Source organism: Staphylococcus parequorum (genome assembly GCF_039237145.1).
Taxonomy (GTDB): Bacteria; Bacillota; Bacilli; order Staphylococcales; family Staphylococcaceae; genus Staphylococcus; species Staphylococcus equorum_A.
This window is the reverse complement of sequence record NZ_CP150682.1, coordinates 1,333,900-1,351,519: the sequence shown is the minus strand read 5'-3', so window position 1 is coordinate 1,351,519 and position 17,620 is coordinate 1,333,900. Positions and strand designations below refer to the sequence as shown.

The following is a 17,620-nucleotide window of genomic DNA, read 5'->3' as shown; positions in this document are numbered from 1 at the left end:
TCCTTCACTCTTCACTCAAATATTATAACATGATTAAGTTGTATTCCAAACAATTCTCAATTGAAATAATCATGTCTTTTTTCTAGATTATAATTATTATTATTTACTAATGAGAATAGATTTGCTATACTGAAAAAAAAACATACATGGAGGCTATTACTTATGTTAAACAAAGAATTGTTAAATGCATTAAATGAACAAATGAATCATGAATATTTTGCAGCACATGCGTATATGGCAATGGCCGCTTTTTGCGACAAAGAATCATACGAAGGTTTTGCGAATTTCTATGTTCAACAAGCGAAAGAAGAAAGATTCCATGGTAAAAAAATATATGATTATATCAATGACCGTGGAGAACACGCTTTATTTGCAACGATTCCTGCCCCAAAATCAGATTTCTCAAGTATCTTGGAAACATTTCAAGATGGCTTAGCGCAAGAACAAGATGTTACACGTAGATTTTATAATTTATCAGATTTAGCTAATCAAGCGAAAGATTATGCTACTATTTCATTCTTGAATTGGTTCTTAGACGAACAAGTAGAAGAAGAAGCGATGTTTGAAACACACCTTGATTACCTAAAACGTATCGGTGATGACAGCAATACACTTTACCTATACGAGAAAGAATTAGCTGCACGTTCATTTGACGAAGAGTAATCTTCATATTATAACTTAAGTTTATTGTCTCAATAAAAACTCATCCCAATTTAAATCTGGGATGAGTTTTTATGTTTATTATGCGCTTGTAATTTGCCTTGTTAAAGTCTGATTAACTTGACTCTAAGCACATATTTATATAAAGTCATATCATATTCACACATGAGAAAGGAATCTTGCTTAATGAATTCTGACGCATTTATTGCCCTTGATTTTGAAACTGCTAATGGTAAACGTACAAGTATCTGTTCAGTTGGTATGGTTAAAGTTGTTAATCACCAAATCACTGAATCATTTTACACATTAGTTAATCCAAACGATTACTTTTCACAACAAAATATTGCTGTACATGGTATACAACCAGATGAGGTCTATGACGCTCCCACGTTTAAAAAAGTATACCCTTTTATGATGCAATTCATTGACGACCTACCAGTTGTCGCACATAATGCTGCTTTTGATATGAGTGTCCTGCATGAAAGTATTAAAGCTATAGGTAGTGATACGCCAAATATGAAATACTTCTGTTCATTACAACTATCAAGAAGAACAATACAGAACCATCGCTACGGCTTAAATTATATGATGCAATATTATAATTTAGATTTTCATGGTCATCATGATGCATTAAATGATGCGAAAGCTTGTGCAATGATCACATTTCGCCTTTTAAAACACTATGATGATTTAAATAGTATGCTTAATATTTATGGCAAAGATTTAAAGGATAAAGATTAATGAAGTTAGCTTCAAATTTGAACTCACTTTTTTAAATATAATCATAAATTGTCATGTTTTCATAAGATGCTTTTTCTAAATTACCTACCGTTACACCTACTAGCCTAATGGGCACATCTGGATCTTTTAATTCTGTATATAAAGTATAAGCTATATTATAAATATCCGTTTCATCTCTGACAGGATCTCTTAAGCTTCGTTGTTTCGATAATGATTCAAATTTGTGCGTCTTTATTTTTACTGTAACTGTCTTACCGGATTTTTGTAACTTAGCTAAACGTTCAGCTGTTTTATGGCTCAATTCCCATATTTTTTGTAATATTTGATCGTCATCATTCATATCCGTCGCAAAAGTCCGCTCTGTTCCAACTGATTTCCTTATTCTTGTTGATTTAACAGGATTATAGTCTATACCCCTCGCTTTGTTATACAGCCCATGTCCTCGTTTACCAAAAAGTCTTATTAATTCTCTTTCACTTTGTTCGTATAAATCTTTACCATTGTATATTGCGTTATCATGCATTTTCTGTTTGGAAGCTTTACCTACACCAGGGAAATCGCCTATATCTAATCCCATTAATATCTCGTGTACATTATGATAATCAATTACTGTTAACCCATTCGGCTTATTCATTCCACTCGCTAATTTAGCCAAAAATTTATTATAAGATACACCAGCAGAAGAAGTCAGTTGTGTTGCTTCAAAAATATCTTTACGTATATATTGAGCAATGCTTGATGCAGGTAAATCTGCTCTAACTAAATGTGTAATGTCTAAATAAGCTTCATCTAATGACAATGGTTCTACAACATCAGTATAACTCTTAAATATCTTCATAATCTTTTCTGAAGCTGCTTTATACGCTTCGAATCTTGGCGTAACATAAAAACCATTTGGACATAACTTATGTGCTTGTGCAGTGGGCATTGCAGAATGTACACCATATTTTCTAGCTTCGTATGAGGCTGTTGAAACTACGCCCCTACCGCTTGCTTTACCACCTACAATCACAGGCTTCCCTTTTAACTTTGGATTATCTCTCATTTCTACTTGCGCAAAAAAATAGTCCATATCGATATGGATAATACGTCTTTCTGACAATGCACTCGCCTCCTTCATCGTCTGGATACAATGATTAATATTAGTTCAATCTTAACTTTTAAAATATGTATTTTCTTATAATTTGCTCAAGTAACACAAAAAAAGAGCCAGTTATCTCTTATCAGAACAAACGACTGCTGAACACAATCGTCAACATCTCTCTGTAAGTAAACAACTAACTCAGATTAAAATTTATAAATTCAATTATGTTTATTTCACTTCTGTCTGAGCCTGTATTTGTGTCACTGGACTCTCTGAATAAAATATTATACCTTCTTCTGTATCTTCAATATATTGCACTTTATTATTAAATGCGCCTGTTAAGAAATACATGTCCATTACACAATATCCAATATGAAGACTCGCTATAAATATCATAGATGAATATGCAAAAAATGAGAATAATATAATCAACACTGTTGTAATAACGACTAAGGGAGCTAACATGATAGTGATGTATTGCCATTTTTTAAAATATACATTTGGCATATGAGTAGTAATTAAACCTTGGCGGATCTGGAAAGTAGGTTTATTGCCTTTTGACAACAAACGGAACATTATATTATGAATAAATTCATGTAAGAAATAAACAACTGCAAATCCTAATATACCGTATACTAAATTTAATATAATATTTTGTTCTATAATGTGTGTAAATGAATAAGCAAATTTATAAGATAATAATATACTAACCATCACTATTGTAAATTGAAAAAGTATAAAACCTTCCAGCATTTTCTTGCTAGAGAACAAATCAATCTTGAACATGTGTCAACCCTCCGTGTCATCGTCATCGTTATTACCTAGACTATACAACGATTGTAACCACTAATGATGGGCTTTTCAAGTAAGTTAGTTGCTTGTAATTGAATTTTAACAAACTTACTTGTTCTGCAATATTTTGCAATAATTAGTAAACAGCTTATTAATTAAATTCACACAAATCCAATATTCACGTTAAGCCACCTAAATATAAAATATTATAATTTAGCGTCTTTCAAATTGTGCTACTGTTTCAACATGCGTGGTATGTGGAAACATATCTACTGGCGTAATTTGTGTTAATTTATATTGTTGTGCTAATTTTTGCGCATCACGTTGTTGCGTTGATGGATTGCAAGAAATATAGACAATCTTTCTTGGGTTCAATTCTAAAAGTGTTTCCAAGAAAGTTTCGTCACAGCCTTTTCGAGGTGGATCAACCATTACTACATCTGGTTTAATGCCTTGTGCTTTCCATTTTAGAATAACCTCTTCAGCTTTACCACAGACAAAAGTAGTATTTTCGAACTGGTTTAAGGTCGCATTTTGCTTAGCGTCTGCAATTGCTTCTGGGACAATTTCAACACCATAGACATGTTGCGCTTTCGGTGCCATGTATAATCCAATTGTACCTATACCACAATAAGTATCTAGTATTGTTTCTTCACCTTTAAGTTCAGCATACTCAATTGCACGTTGATATAATTTTTCAGTTTGAATAGAATTGATTTGATAAAAAGATTGATCACTGATTTTGAATGTTACATCTGAAAGTGTATCTTGAATTTCATCTTTACCATATAGCGTATATGACGTTTCACCCATAATGACATTCGAATGTGTATCATTCACGTTATGTTTGACGCTCACTATTTCTGGAAATGCTGCTACTAATTTTTCTGTAAGCACATCACTTTGTTTGAATTTCTTGCCGTTTGTAACAAATACAACCATCAGTTCTCTAGAATGGTGTCCTGTTCTAATTACGACATGACGCATAAGGCCTTGTTTTTTACGTTCATTATATATACTGATATTTAATTCATTGAACCATAATTTGAGTTGATTCAGCACATCTTGATGCATATTGTCTTGTATTAAACATTCATCCATATCTATAATGTCATGACTTCTTTGACGATAGAATCCTGTAATCACTTTATTTTCATTGTTCTTACCAACTGGGACTTGAGATTTATTACGATAAAACCAAGGATTATCCATACCAATCGTATCGTGAATAATTGTGTCCTTAAAATCTGCTTTACGGTGGAACAAATTGACAACTTGCTCTTTTTTCATATTCAATTGCGCTTGATAAGTCATATGTTGTAGCTGACAGCCACCACATTTATGGTAATAAACGCATGGTGGTTCTACACGTTCTTCACTCTCTTTTTTAATTTCAATTAGCTTACCTATTGCAAAATTTTTCTTAACTTTTATCACTTTGAATTCTATTGTTTCATTAATCAATGCATTTGGTACAAATATAGGATAGCGATCTAATTTAACAACACCATGTCCTTCATGTGTTAAATCTATAACTTTACCTTCTATGACCTCATTTTTTTGAATTGCATCCATGACTTCACCCCACACTAAAAGAGGTTAGGATATTTGATGTCTTTACCTAACCTCTCAGTTTATTCTGTATCTTTAATTTTTTCGATTATTCATTTTAACTTGAAACACTTAAGTTCTTCAAATTGATTTTGTAATATTATACGAAACCTACTTTTATTGTTCAACTATTTCATCATTATTAATATCACTTGGCGTAAATACTTCGATATGTTGTTTTAAATTCAAGAAATTGCCTGGTAATTTACCACCATATTCACCATCTACGTTTAACTGCATATCTACAAATGATGATACGCTAATGGATTTGGCTTTCTTATAATGTATCTTAGGATGCTTAGTATGTTCTCCTCTAGAAGCTAGGGTCATTATATGTCCTAATTCAGCAAGGTTTGCTTTTTCAACGATAATCAATGTAAAATAACCATCATCTAACTTAGCATCTGGCACTAATTTTTCAAAACCAGCCATAGAATTCGTTAAACCTAATAAGAACAATAATGCTTCCCCTTGAAAAACTTCATCGTCATATTCTACACGAATATCGACAGCTTTCATTTGAGGTAACATTTCAAAACCTTTTATATAATAGGCAAACGGTCCAACGATGGATTTCAATTTACTTGGCGTCTCATAAGAAACCTGTGTTAATTGACCACCGGCAGCTAAATTTATGAAATAACGACTATTCATCTTGCCTATATCAACCCTTGTTGTATGGCCTTCTATAATCACATCAATTGCACTCATAATGTCATTTGGCAAATGTAGTGCACGTCCAAAATCATTTACTGTCCCCATAGGTATAATGCCTATATTAGGTCTGTTCGGCTGCTCTGCAATACCATTTATGACTTCATTAAGCGTACCGTCACCACCAGCAGCAATTAATACATCATAGTTTTGTTCTAAACTGCGTTCTGCTTCTGAAGTTGCGTCTCCAACTTTTTCAGTTGCATATGCACTTGTCTCAAACCCTGCTTTTTCCAATTTAATTAAAACATCTGGCAAGGTACGTTTAAACAATTCTTTTCCAGATGTTGGATTATAAATGATTCTAGCTCGTTTTCTCATATTTTATCCCTCGACTTCTTATACTCAATGTCTATATTATATGATTTAGATAAATGATAAAAGTATTTAGGCCAAATTTTACAGAATATATATAATATCGTATAAATAGTAAAAGAACCTGTAGACAAAAACGTTCTACAGGTTCTGCTATATCTATTGTTGTAATACGTTATTTAATCATCACATTACACTAAAATCCAACGCATTTTTAATTATCTTTTATCTAATTCTTGTTTTAACAATTGATTTACTAATTGAGGATTGGCTTGGCCTTTTGAAGCTTTCATAATTTGACCAACTAAGAAGCCCATTGCTTTACCTTTACCATTTTTGTAATCTTCAACTGATTGTTCATTATTGTCTAACGCTTCGTTTACAAATTTTAAAAGTGTAGCTTCATCAGAAATTTGAACTAGGCCTTTATCTTCCATAATTTGTTTCGCATCCCCACCATTTTCAGCGAGTTCTGGGAACACTTTTTTAGCGATTTTACTGCTCATTGTGCCATCTTCAATTAATTTAATCATTCCAGCTAAGTTTTCAGGTGTTAATTTTGTATCTAATAAATCAATTTGGTTTTTATTAAGATACTCATTCACGCCGCCCATTAACCAGTTAGAAGTTAATTTAGCATCTGCACCTTCAGCAATAGCACTTTCAAAGAAATCAGACATTTCTTTTGTAAGTGTTAATACATGCGCATCATAAGCAGGTAAGCCGAAGTTGTTCACATATTTTTCTTTTCTTTCATCTGGTAATTCTGGGATTGTTTGACGTACACGCTCTTTCCAAGCTTCATCCACATATAAAGGTACGATGTCTGGTTCTGGGAAGTAACGGTAGTCATCAGAGCCTTCTTTAACACGCATTAAAATTGTTTTACCAGTTGACTCATCATATCTACGTGTTTCCTGTAGGATTTCTCCACCATTTAATAGTTCTTCTTCTTGACGTTTTTCTTCATATTCAAGACCTTTACGTACAAAACTAAATGAGTTTAAGTTTTTCAACTCTGCTTTAGTACCAAACTCTTCTTGGCCATATGGACGTAATGAGATGTTAGCGTCACAACGTAGTGAGCCTTCTTCCATCTTACAGTCAGATACGCCAGTATATTGAATAATAGAACGTAGTTTTTCTAAGTATGCATATGCTTCTTCTGGTGAACGAATGTCTGGTTCAGAAACAATTTCAATCAATGGTGTACCTTGTCTGTTTAAATCTACTAAAGAGTATCCATCTTTATGCGTTGATTTACCAGCATCTTCTTCCATGTGAAGACGTGTAATGCCGATACGTTTTGTCTTACCATCAACTTCAATATCAATATAACCATTTTCACCAATAGGCTGATCAAATTGTGAAATTTGATATGCTTTTGGATTATCTGGATAGAAATAGTTTTTACGGTCAAATTTAGATTCTGTTGCAATATCCATATTGATTGCCATTGAAGCTCTCATAGCCCAATCAACAGCGCGTCTATTTACAACTGGTAACACACCAGGATATGCAAGATCAATTACGCTTGTGTTTGAGTTAGGTTTTGCTCCAAAATGTGCTGGTGATGCAGAGAACATTTTAGATTCTGTTTTTAACTCAACATGGACTTCTAGTCCAATAACTGTTTCAAAATGCATGATTTCCACTCCTTATAATTTTTCGTATTCATTATGAAAATTGAATTTTGTTTCATATTGGTAAGCGACACGATATAACGTCTTCTCATCAAATGGTTTTCCAATAAATTGTAAACCAATTGGACGTCCGTTTGATTTACCACAAGGAACAGAAATACCTGGTAATCCAGCTAAGTTTACTGGTGTTGTTAATAAATCATTCGCATACATTGTAAGCGGATCATCAATTTCTTCACCTATGTTAAACGCTGGTGTTGGTGTTGTTGGTCCTACAATAACATCGTAATTTTCAAATATGCGGTCAAAATCATTTTTAATCAATGTTCTTACTTTTTGTGATTTTTTATAAAATGCATCATAATAACCAGAACTCAATGCAAAAGTACCTAAGAAGATACGACGTTTAACTTCGTCACCAAAACCTTCACTTCTAGACATTTTGTATAATTCTTCTAATGAGTTCGCTTCAGGTGAATGGTAACCATATCTAATACCATCAAAACGAGATAAGTTTGATGAAGCTTCTGATGAAGCAATAACGTAATAAGAAGGGATACCATATTTAGTGTTTGGTAATGATACTTCTTCAACTGTTGCACCTAATTCTTTTAGTGTTTCAACAGCTTGTTTAACAGAAGCTTTAACATCTTCTGATACACCTTCACCAAGGTATTCTGTTGGTAACGCAACTTTTAGACCTTGAATATCTTTACCGATATCAGTAGTGAAATCTGAATCTTCAACTGGCGCACTTGTAGAGTCATTTTCATCTAAACCAGTAATTGTTTCTAATACCAAGGCATTATCTTTAACATTACGTGTAAGTGGTCCGATTTGGTCTAATGATGATGCAAACGCAACTAATCCAAAACGTGATACGCGACCATATGTAGGTTTCATGCCTACGATGCCACAGTAAGCCGCTGGTTGACGAATTGAACCACCAGTATCAGTACCTAAACTGAAAGGAACTAAACCTGCTGCTACAGCTGCTGCTGAACCACCTGATGACCCTCCAGGTACTGCAGTATGATCAAATGGGTTAACTGTCTTTTTAAAGTATGAAGTTTCAGTTGAACCACCCATAGCGAATTCATCTAAGTTGAGTTTACCGATAAGTACTGCTTGTTCATTTCGTAATTTATTCATTACTGTTGATTCATAAATAGGTACAAATCCTTCTAACATTTTACTTGCGCAAGTTGTTTCAACGCCTTCAGTAATAATGTTGTCTTTAATACCCATAGGAATACCAAAAAGTTTACCTTCCATTTGGTCTTTAGCTTGTAATTCATCTAATTCCTGAGCTTGTTTAACTGCATTTTCTTTATCTAATGCAAGAAACGATTTGATTGTTGGATCAGTTTCTTCGATTGCATCATAAATATCATTCACAATTTGTGAAGGCTTAATTTCTTTGTTTTTTATTAAGTTGATCAAATTTTCCACAGATTCATAACGGATGGTCATCTTAAGCGTCCTCCTCATTCATGATAGATGGGACTTTAAATTGTCCATCTTCCGTCTCTTTAGCATTTTTTAATGCAAGCTCTTGAGGAATACCCTCGTCTGCTTTGTCTTCACGTAATACATTTTGTAAATCTAATACGTGATATGTTGGTTCTACTTCACTTGTATCTGCTGTATCTATATGATTAGCAAAGTTTAAAATACTTTCTAATGTTTCTTGCATCTCTGCAGTTGCATCTTCAGTAATTTCAAGTCTAGCTAAATTTGCTATATGCTCTACTTCTTCACGTGTAACTTTAGCCATTAAATAAAAGCCTCCTTTTTACTCATTCATTACAAAATTGTACCAAAATTCCGCCCAAAAATCTAAGCTTTTCGATAATAACAGTAAATTATAGTGATTTATTTTTATACTTTTCCAAAAAATATATGTTTTCACAACCCTTTTATAGCTAGGTTTTCAAGATGTAGATAACTATTCATCACTTTTATATGTATAATAATTCTATTATTTATATGAATATAGAACATACTCCGAAAAATTGTAAGCGTTTAATACTTAGTATCTATAGAGTAAAGTCATAAAATTACTTAACATTTATCTCGACGCTATTATGAATACGCTTGTATAACCATTCATGTTCGAATAAACACAAGCATACACGTTCAAAACTAGAAAATTTTGAAACCAAACAGAGCGGCACAGAAATCAAATTTTAAACATTCATTGTTAGTGACTAGTATCACAGTTCCAATGATATTATCTATTGAATCAGATTATAATTCTAATACATAAGCTATCGCGTTTTAAAAATATGTTAAGGCGAATTCGCTATTCTTAAGTTTTTTGTATAAATTCATGTAATAAACCGATTTTGTAAAGGGCTGACGCCTAGGGGAATAGTGTGAGCGAGAGACTACAGGCTCGAGCCATACCCAGGCAAGCATGCATTTCAAAATCGGAACATTTTAAAACAAAAAAGAGCGGGATAGAAATCAAACTTTAAATTTGATTTCGTATTCCCACCCTTACAAGGCTGAGTAAAAATTAGTTGTTGTTTTTATAAATATGAACTTGCGGTTCTTTATCTTCTTTTGTTTTACTAATTAGTGCTTTAGGGTTATTACCATCTTTAATGTGAATTTCATACTCATCTATATCATCGAAATATTTTCTTGCTTGCTCAGTGACATATTGTGTAATACCTATGGTTTCAGCTTTACCATAATAATCAATTGGTACATCTACAGATAATTGCTTAGCTTCTTTATTATCGAATTTAACAGTACCTACTGCTTGAGTGAAATTATTAAAATATGTTTGGAGATTATCATTAAACTGTTTGAAATCAGAGTTTAAACTTTCATCTAATTCTGCAGCTTCTCCAGATGGTAATAAAGCAGTTTTCTGTTGAATATCTTTCCATTCATTAATACGTGTTTTATCACCTTCAACTGTTGTACCAGCGATAAACTCACCAGGTATAATAGAGTTTTCTCCGGACTGTTTATAAACAGCAAAATGAATTGGAATATCTTTCAGTTCTTTATTTTCACGTAATCTAGTAAGTATTTCTTCAGACATTTTTTTACCTTGTTTTTTAATTTCTTTGTCATCTAATTTCTTACTATAGGTCTCCCCATCTTTTTCCTTTTGGTAATAATATGTACTGTTCATCGCTAAACCAATCGTCATGCCTTTAATTTTTTTACCTTTTGTATCTCCACTATTATAAAAATCTTGTTCTAAAATATTAGAAAGATATGCTGGTGAATTTTCTGCAATTTTCTCAGGATCAGTTTCACCATTATGAGATGGATTTAATCCTAAATTCTCATTTGCTTTTTTCTCTTTACGTTCGTCTTCATCCATATCATCGATTTCATCTTTAGTATATTTAGGTCCTAAATATGCGTTAATCGTATCTTTATCTAGATATTGGCCATCTTGATATAAATAATCTTCAGTTGGAAAGACTTCTTTACTTAAATCTAATAGACCACTCTCGAAATCTTCACCGTTATAACTATTTGCCATGTTTTCTTGTAATACACCGCGTGCTTTACTTTCTTTAAATGGTAATATTGTTCTGTAATTGTCGCCTGATACATTTTTATCCGTTGCTATATCTTTTACAGAACCAGAATCTTGTTGTTGCTGCTGTTGTTGTTCATTTTCATTAGATTGTTCTTTGCTTTTCTCATCATCATTGCCACATGCTGATAATAAAAAAACTGCTGAGATGAATAGTATAACCTTCCGTTTCATGCATTATCTCCTCTATCCCTCGATTTCATTTTGCTTCTGAACAAAGTCTTCTTCTGACCATATTGCTGTACCAAATTTTTCAGCTTTTGTTAATTTAGAGCCTGCATCCTCGCCAGCGATGACTAAGTCTGTACTTTTAGTTACACTGCTCGTAACTTTTGCACCTTGAAGTTCTAACCATTTTGAAGCTTCGTTTCTAGTCATTTGATACAACTTACCAGTAAGTACAATTGTCTTGCCTTTAAAGTCTGGGTGGCCTTCTAAATCACTTGTCTTTATGCCTTTATATGTCATATTAACATTTTTTTCTTTTAATTTATTAATAAGTGCACGAATATCTTCATTTTCTAAATACGTGACTACAGATTGAGCTACTTTGTGTCCGATGTCATGAATACCAACAAAATCTTCTTCAGTTACTTCGAATAATTTATCCATTGTGCCATATTTTTCAGCTATAACTTGGCTTGCCTTTACGCCAAGATGTCTGATACCTAAGCCAAACAATAACTGTTCTAACGAATTGTTTTTAGACACTTCAATAGCATTGATTAAATTATCTACTTTTTTCTCTCCCATGCGGTCAAGTGGTAACAAATCTTCTTTTGTTAAGTAGAAAATATCTGCAATGTCTTTTATCTTTTCATTATCATAAAGTTGTTGAATGATTTTTGTACCTAAACCGTCGATATTCATTGCTTGTCTAGAAACAAAATGAATCATGCCTTCTACAAGTTGTGCTTGGCACTTAGGATTGATACAGCGTAAAGCAACTTCGCCTTCTATGCGTACTAATTCATGTTCACAACTTGGGCAATGTGTTGGCATATGATAAACTTCCGCGTTATCTGGACGTCTATCTAATACACTTTTAATGACTTCAGGTATAATATCCCCTGCTTTTTTAATTACTACACTGTCGCCAATTCTAATATCTTTGTCATGAATCAAATCTTCGTTATGTAAAGAAGCGCGAGAAACAGTAGTCCCAGCAACTTTAACTGGTTCAAGAATAGCTGTAGGTGTGACTACACCTGTTCTACCTATACTTAATTCAATATCTAATAAATCTGTAATTACTTCTTCTGCTGGGAATTTATACGCAATTGCCCAACGTGGTGATTTTTGAGTGAAACCAAGCTCCTCTTGGTGCTCTACCTTATTCACTTTAATTACAATACCATCAATATCATAAGGTAATGCTTCTCTTTTTTCAGTCCACTGTTCAATATATGCAATCACATCATCAATTGTTTGTACACGTTGACGTTCTTGGTTCGTTTTAAAGCCTAACTCATCTAATTCATCTAATGCTTCACTTTGTGTATTCGCATTAAATTGAGTAAAGTCATTAACACTATAAAGAAAAACACTTAGTTTACGTTTAGCTGCAAGCTTTGAATCTAATTGTCTAAGTGAACCTGCAGCAGCATTTCGTGGATTCGCAAACGCTTGTTCATCATTCTTAGCTTTTGCTTCATTTAAATTAAAAAATGATTGTCTAGGCATATACGCTTCGCCACGAACTTCAAATGTTCTAGCTTCCTTGATTTTCAAAGGAATCGCATGAATCGTTTTTAAATTTTCCGTAATATCCTCACCTGTAGTACCATCTCCACGTGTTAACCCTTGTACAAATCGGCCATTTTCATATTTCAAAGATACTGCCAAGCCGTCTATTTTTAATTCACACATGTATTCTACGTCACCGATACGTTCACGTATACGTTGATCGAATTTTCTTAAGTCTTCTTCATTAAACGCGTTGCCTAAACTGAGCATCGGGGTATTATGTCTTACCTTCTCGAAAGTTGATTGGGCAGAACCGCCGACTCTTACTGTTGGAGAGTCAGACGTTCGATATTCTGGGTGAGTCTCTTCAATGTCTATTAACTCATGCAACAATTTATCATATTCACTGTCTGGCACTGATGGGTTATCTTGAACGTAGTACTCATAACTATAGCGATTTAAGCGTTGATGCAATTCGTCGACGCGTGATTGTAAATCAGCCACATTTTATTCCCCCTTTTTCTCAATTGGCGCAAATTGTGCAAGTAAGCGTTTCGGTCCTTCTGATTTAAAAATGATATCTAGTTCTACAGAACCATTTTTTTCTTTTACATTACTAACCATGCCTTCGCCCCATGATTTATGAACAACTTTGTCTCCAACTTTCCAATCAGAAGACACTTGTGCTTTTTTAGTAGCTGTAGCACGTTGGCTATAACCTCTTTTAGCTGGTTCTTTTGTTGCTGAACGGAAGCTATTGCCTTGTGTTTTAGCTTTCGCTTTAGATTTAGTTTCATTTTCCAATAGATCTTCAGGTATTTCTCTTAAAAATCTAGAAGCCATATTGGATTGTGGTCGTCCAAATAACATTCTTGATGTCGCATGTGTTAAATATAATGTTTCTTCAGCACGTGTGATAGCTACATAACAAATACGTCGCTCTTCTTGCATTTCATGTTCATCATCGCTCTTAATTGCTCTAATGTGTGGGAATAAAGACTCTTCCATGCCCATGATAAATACAATCGGAAATTCTAGACCTTTAGCAGAGTGCATTGTCATCAATGTGATACCATCTTCAATTTGTGCTTCATCTATGTCTGCAACTAATGATAAATCCGTTAAGAAGTTAATTAATGACTGTTCTTCTAATGGTGTATTCTCTTCATAATCTTTTGGAACAGACATAAACTCATCGATATTTTCAAGTCTACTTCTAGATTCTAACGTTTGTTCACGTTCTAACATCTCGCGATAACCTGATTTAACTAGCACTTCTTCAACAATTTCAGTGATTTCAAGAAATTCTTGTTGTTTGATAAGGTTTTGCATCACATCATAAAAGTTAATACATTCTTGTGTTACTTTTTTAGATAATCCAATAAAGTCTACTTCAGCTAATGCATCAAACATACTCAAATCATTTTGTATTGCATAGGCTTGAATTTTATCTACAGAAGTTGGTCCAATACCACGTTTTGGAATATTTATTACACGACGCAAGCTAATATCATCATTACTGTTAGCAATGATACGTACATAACTTAATAAATCTTTAATTTCTTTTCTATCATAGAATTTTTGACCGCCAACCATTGTATAAGGGAGGTTTGATTTCATAAACGTTTCTTCAAGTACTCGTGACTGTGCATTCGTACGATATAAAATAGCCATATCTTTATATTTCTTTCCATTACGCTGATGTTTCATAATTTCGCGTACAACATATTCCGCTTCATCTCGTTCAGTTGTTGCTTCATAATAATGGATTTTATCGCCGTCTGTATTGCCCGTCCATAACCCTTTTGGTTTACGCTCTGAATTATTTTTAATCACTTCATTAGCCGCATTCAAAATATTTTTTGTAGAACGATAGTTTTGCTCTAGGAAAACCGTTTTTGCTTCTGGGTAATCTTCTTCAAAAGAAAGGATGTTTTGTATATCTGCGCCACGCCATCCGTAAATAGATTGATCTGAGTCACCTACAACGCAAAGGTTTTTAAATTTATTTGCAAGGAGTTTAACTAATGTATATTGCGCTTTATTCGTATCTTGATACTCATCCACATGAATATACTGAAATTTATTTTGATAATAATCTAATACTTCTGGCACACGTTCAAATAGACGTATTGTAACCATAATCAAATCATCAAAATCTAGTGCTTCGTTTCTTGATAGTTGACGTTGATAACCTTTATAAACAGTAGCAACCATTTGTGCATGATAATCATTTGCTTCTTTTTGTGCATCTTCCGGCGTTTTTAATTCGTTTTTTAAATTACTAATAGCGCCTATAAACATTCTAGGTTCAAACTTTTTGCTATCAATATTTTCATTTTTTAATACATCTTTAATTACAGATTTTTGGTCAGTTGGATCAATAATTGTAAAATTGCGTTCTATGCCAATTCTATCTGCATCTCTTCGAAGGATTCTCACACACATAGAATGGAATGTAGACATCCATAGCACTTGAGCTTGTTCCCCAACTAGGGTCTCAACACGTGCTTTCATCTCTTTAGCAGCTTTATTTGTAAATGTGATGGCTAATACGTTATATGGAGACACGTCTTTCTCATCAAGCAAGTAAGCTATACGATGTGTTAAGACACGTGTTTTGCCTGAACCTGCACCTGCCATTATAAGTAATGGCCCCTCTGTTGTACGTACTGCTTGGCTTTGTTCCTCATTCATCTTATTAACTAATGCGTTCATTTATGTGACTCCTTTATCTCAACTGTTTTTAATGCTTTTTCTATATCTTTATATATAATGTCTCCAACTATAATAGTGTCTGCGATTGAAGCCATTTGTTTTGCCTCGTTATAATCACTAATACCACCACCATAAAATAGTTGTGTATCTGTTAATTGATCTGCTGCTGCTTTTACTATTTCTACTTCTCCATATGTACCACTATATTCTATATACATAACTGGTAATTTGTACATATCATTAATCATTAATGCATAAGCTTCAATATCTTCATCCGTTAAGTTTGTATTTGCTTGCGTCACTTTCGCAACTTTACTATCAGGATTAAGTACGACATAACCTTCAAATATGACTTCATCAAAATCAATTATTTGTCCGAATGACTTGAGTGCATCTAACAACATGCCATTATGGTATTTAACATCTGAACTGTTTAACACAGTAGGCACGAAATAAAAATCGAAACCAAGCATTACGCTATCTACATTTGAAATTTCCAATGCTATCGGTAATGCATATTGCTTTAAACGTTGCTTTAAATGAAAAACATTATCTTCAGTAACATCATCTGTTCCACCTATGATAATTGCGTCTGTGTTAGATAAACAAATTGCCTCTAATTCTTCGTCAGATATTAACTTTGCAGGGTCTAATTTAAAAATATGTTTCCACTTTTTAATGTCATGCATGATATGTTACTCCTTTTTTAAACATACATATGATTATATCATTTTTAGTCTGTGAGTTCTAAAATGATGTCGAAAAAAACCACCCCAATATTTCTGAGATGATTTTTACAATTTAGTTTCCTTTTTACGGTAATGATTTAATTCAACTGGTAATAACTTTCTAAGTTTGTATCTTGGTTGTCTATAATTCTAGCTAATTCAGACCCTACATATCGCAAATGCCATGCCTCATATGCATAGCCTGTTTGATTTGATTGCCCTTTAGGATACCTAATAATAAAGCCATATTTAGCAGCGTTTTGAGCTAACCAGTGCGCTTCTTTTGTATGTTCAAAATCATCGTGGAAATCTTCAAGTGGTCTTTGTGTACCTACATCAAATGCTAATCCTGTTTGATGTTCTGAATGGCCCGGTTTAGCAGTATATTGTTTCGCAACTTTTTCCCCATCATTTTCAACATATGATTTCACTACTTTTTGTTGATCTTCATAACTTCTATAGCCACTAATATATTTTAAATCTAATTCTTTTTGTTCAGCTTTATCTAGCATTTCATTTAATTTACGTCTGGCTTTTTTATTTTCGCCAGGTTTATAACGTTTCGGTAATTGGTATGTTTTGTTGACAATGACATGCCCATTCACTTTCGTCACGCCTTGACTTTCATCAATAATAGGTAATGCATTTTTAGATTCGACGATATCTGAATGCACAGGTTGTTGATGATTAGAAGTTATAATAAAAGACATTCGTATGACAATACTGATAAATAATAAAGTCGCAATTACAATTATCCACTTCTTAAACACAATTATCTCCCCTCCAACATATGTACATATAACAATATTTTCACAAAACACATATAACAATGATGCAGTTGATATGTCTCAATTACCATTCTATCACTTTACAAAACATAAAGAAGCTGCCGACAAAGTATCATACTCTATCGACAGCTAGGATTAACTTCATGTGTTAACCTTACTTCTTATATAAAATTATCTAATCAGCCGTTTCAATATTCATGCGGTCTAGAATCATAGTATAAGCATCATTACCCCATTGCAATGATCTTTTCACACGAGAAATTGTTGCAGTCGATGCACCAGATTCTTGTTCAATTGTCGCATAAGTGAAACCTTGTTTAATCATTTTTGCGACTTGTAATCGTTGTGACAATGACTGTATTTCATTAACAGTACATAAATCATCAAAGAATTCATAACATTCTTCTCTATTTTCAAGTGTCAAAACTGCATCGAACAATTCATCTAATGCTTTTCCTCTTAATTTTTCTATTTGCATTCAAAACAACCCCTGTATCTTTCAATTTAATCTCAGTTTAACGTACTAATACATTAAAGTGTAACGATTTCCCTTGAAAAATTCAATTATTCCT

Annotated in this window: 15 protein-coding genes; 2 read left to right on the top strand and 13 right to left on the bottom strand. The window is 33.2% G+C overall.

Going from position 1 to position 17,620, the window contains the following annotated elements:
• Positions 1 to 162: 162 nt before the first annotated feature.
• Both ftnA and AAA453_RS06390 read left to right on the top strand, forming a co-directional pair.
• Positions 163 to 663, top strand: a complete 501-nt coding sequence (gene ftnA, locus AAA453_RS06395) for an H-type ferritin FtnA (protein ID WP_002507198.1) — start codon at positions 163 to 165, stop codon at positions 661 to 663.
• A 183-nt stretch (positions 664 to 846) separates the two neighbouring features.
• Positions 847 to 1,401, top strand: a complete 555-nt coding sequence (locus tag AAA453_RS06390; protein ID WP_046466246.1) for a 3'-5' exonuclease — start codon at positions 847 to 849, stop codon at positions 1,399 to 1,401.
• A gap of 31 nt (positions 1,402 to 1,432) precedes the next feature.
• Here AAA453_RS06390 and dinB read toward each other — a convergent pair whose 3' ends face one another.
• From dinB to AAA453_RS06325, 13 genes are all read right to left on the bottom strand, one after another.
• Positions 1,433 to 2,503 (bottom strand): DNA polymerase IV, encoded by a 1,071-nt coding sequence (gene dinB, locus AAA453_RS06385; protein WP_046466247.1) that lies wholly within the window; start codon positions 2,501 to 2,503, stop codon positions 1,433 to 1,435.
• A 210-nt stretch (positions 2,504 to 2,713) separates the two neighbouring features.
• Entirely contained in the window at positions 2,714 to 3,271 is a 558-nt protein-coding gene (locus tag AAA453_RS06380; RefSeq protein WP_069815003.1) for a DUF3267 domain-containing protein, read from the bottom strand.
• Positions 3,272 to 3,490: 219 nt separating this feature from the next.
• The gene (gene rlmD / locus AAA453_RS06375; RefSeq protein WP_427706951.1) at positions 3,491 to 4,852 is read right to left on the bottom strand and encodes a 23S rRNA (uracil(1939)-C(5))-methyltransferase RlmD; all 1,362 of its coding nucleotides are present in this window, start codon (positions 4,850 to 4,852) and stop codon (positions 3,491 to 3,493) included.
• Positions 4,853 to 5,005: 153 nt separating this feature from the next.
• Positions 5,006 to 5,923 (bottom strand): diacylglycerol kinase, encoded by a 918-nt coding sequence (locus AAA453_RS06370; RefSeq protein ID WP_285324023.1) that lies wholly within the window; start codon positions 5,921 to 5,923, stop codon positions 5,006 to 5,008.
• A gap of 212 nt (positions 5,924 to 6,135) precedes the next feature.
• Positions 6,136 to 7,563 carry an Asp-tRNA(Asn)/Glu-tRNA(Gln) amidotransferase subunit GatB gene (gatB, locus tag AAA453_RS06365; RefSeq protein ID WP_069815005.1) on the bottom strand — a complete coding sequence of 476 codons (1,428 nt, stop codon included), beginning with the start codon at positions 7,561 to 7,563 and terminating at the stop codon, positions 6,136 to 6,138.
• A 12-nt stretch (positions 7,564 to 7,575) separates the two neighbouring features.
• On the bottom strand, positions 7,576 to 9,033 hold the full coding sequence (gatA, locus tag AAA453_RS06360) for an Asp-tRNA(Asn)/Glu-tRNA(Gln) amidotransferase subunit GatA (RefSeq protein ID WP_046466252.1): 1,458 nt from the start codon (positions 9,031 to 9,033) through the stop codon (positions 7,576 to 7,578).
• A gap of 1 nt (position 9,034) precedes the next feature.
• Complete coding sequence (gene gatC, locus AAA453_RS06355; RefSeq protein ID WP_046466253.1) at positions 9,035 to 9,337, bottom strand: Asp-tRNA(Asn)/Glu-tRNA(Gln) amidotransferase subunit GatC; 303 nt, start codon at positions 9,335 to 9,337, stop codon at positions 9,035 to 9,037.
• Between the two features lie 744 nt (positions 9,338 to 10,081).
• Positions 10,082 to 11,302 carry a CamS family sex pheromone protein gene (locus tag AAA453_RS06350; protein ID WP_427706948.1) on the bottom strand — a complete coding sequence of 407 codons (1,221 nt, stop codon included), beginning with the start codon at positions 11,300 to 11,302 and terminating at the stop codon, positions 10,082 to 10,084.
• A gap of 12 nt (positions 11,303 to 11,314) precedes the next feature.
• A complete protein-coding gene (gene ligA / locus AAA453_RS06345; RefSeq protein ID WP_427706946.1) occupies positions 11,315 to 13,318 on the bottom strand; it encodes an NAD-dependent DNA ligase LigA in 2,004 nt (667 codons plus the stop codon).
• 3 nt (positions 13,319 to 13,321) lie between these two features.
• On the bottom strand, positions 13,322 to 15,532 hold the full coding sequence (gene pcrA / locus AAA453_RS06340; RefSeq protein ID WP_285324016.1) for a DNA helicase PcrA: 2,211 nt from the start codon (positions 15,530 to 15,532) through the stop codon (positions 13,322 to 13,324).
• Positions 15,529 to 16,221: a heptaprenylglyceryl phosphate synthase gene (locus AAA453_RS06335; RefSeq protein WP_427706944.1), complete on the bottom strand. Its 693-nt coding sequence runs from the start codon at positions 16,219 to 16,221 to the stop codon at positions 15,529 to 15,531. Before AAA453_RS06335 ends, pcrA begins: the two co-directional genes overlap by 4 nt.
• Before the next feature lie 137 nt (positions 16,222 to 16,358).
• On the bottom strand, positions 16,359 to 17,030 hold the full coding sequence (locus tag AAA453_RS06330) for a M15 family metallopeptidase (RefSeq protein WP_427706942.1): 672 nt from the start codon (positions 17,028 to 17,030) through the stop codon (positions 16,359 to 16,361).
• Between the two features lie 193 nt (positions 17,031 to 17,223).
• A complete protein-coding gene (locus tag AAA453_RS06325; protein ID WP_046466259.1) occupies positions 17,224 to 17,526 on the bottom strand; it encodes a YerC/YecD family TrpR-related protein in 303 nt (100 codons plus the stop codon).
• Positions 17,527 to 17,620: the final 94 nt, after the last annotated feature.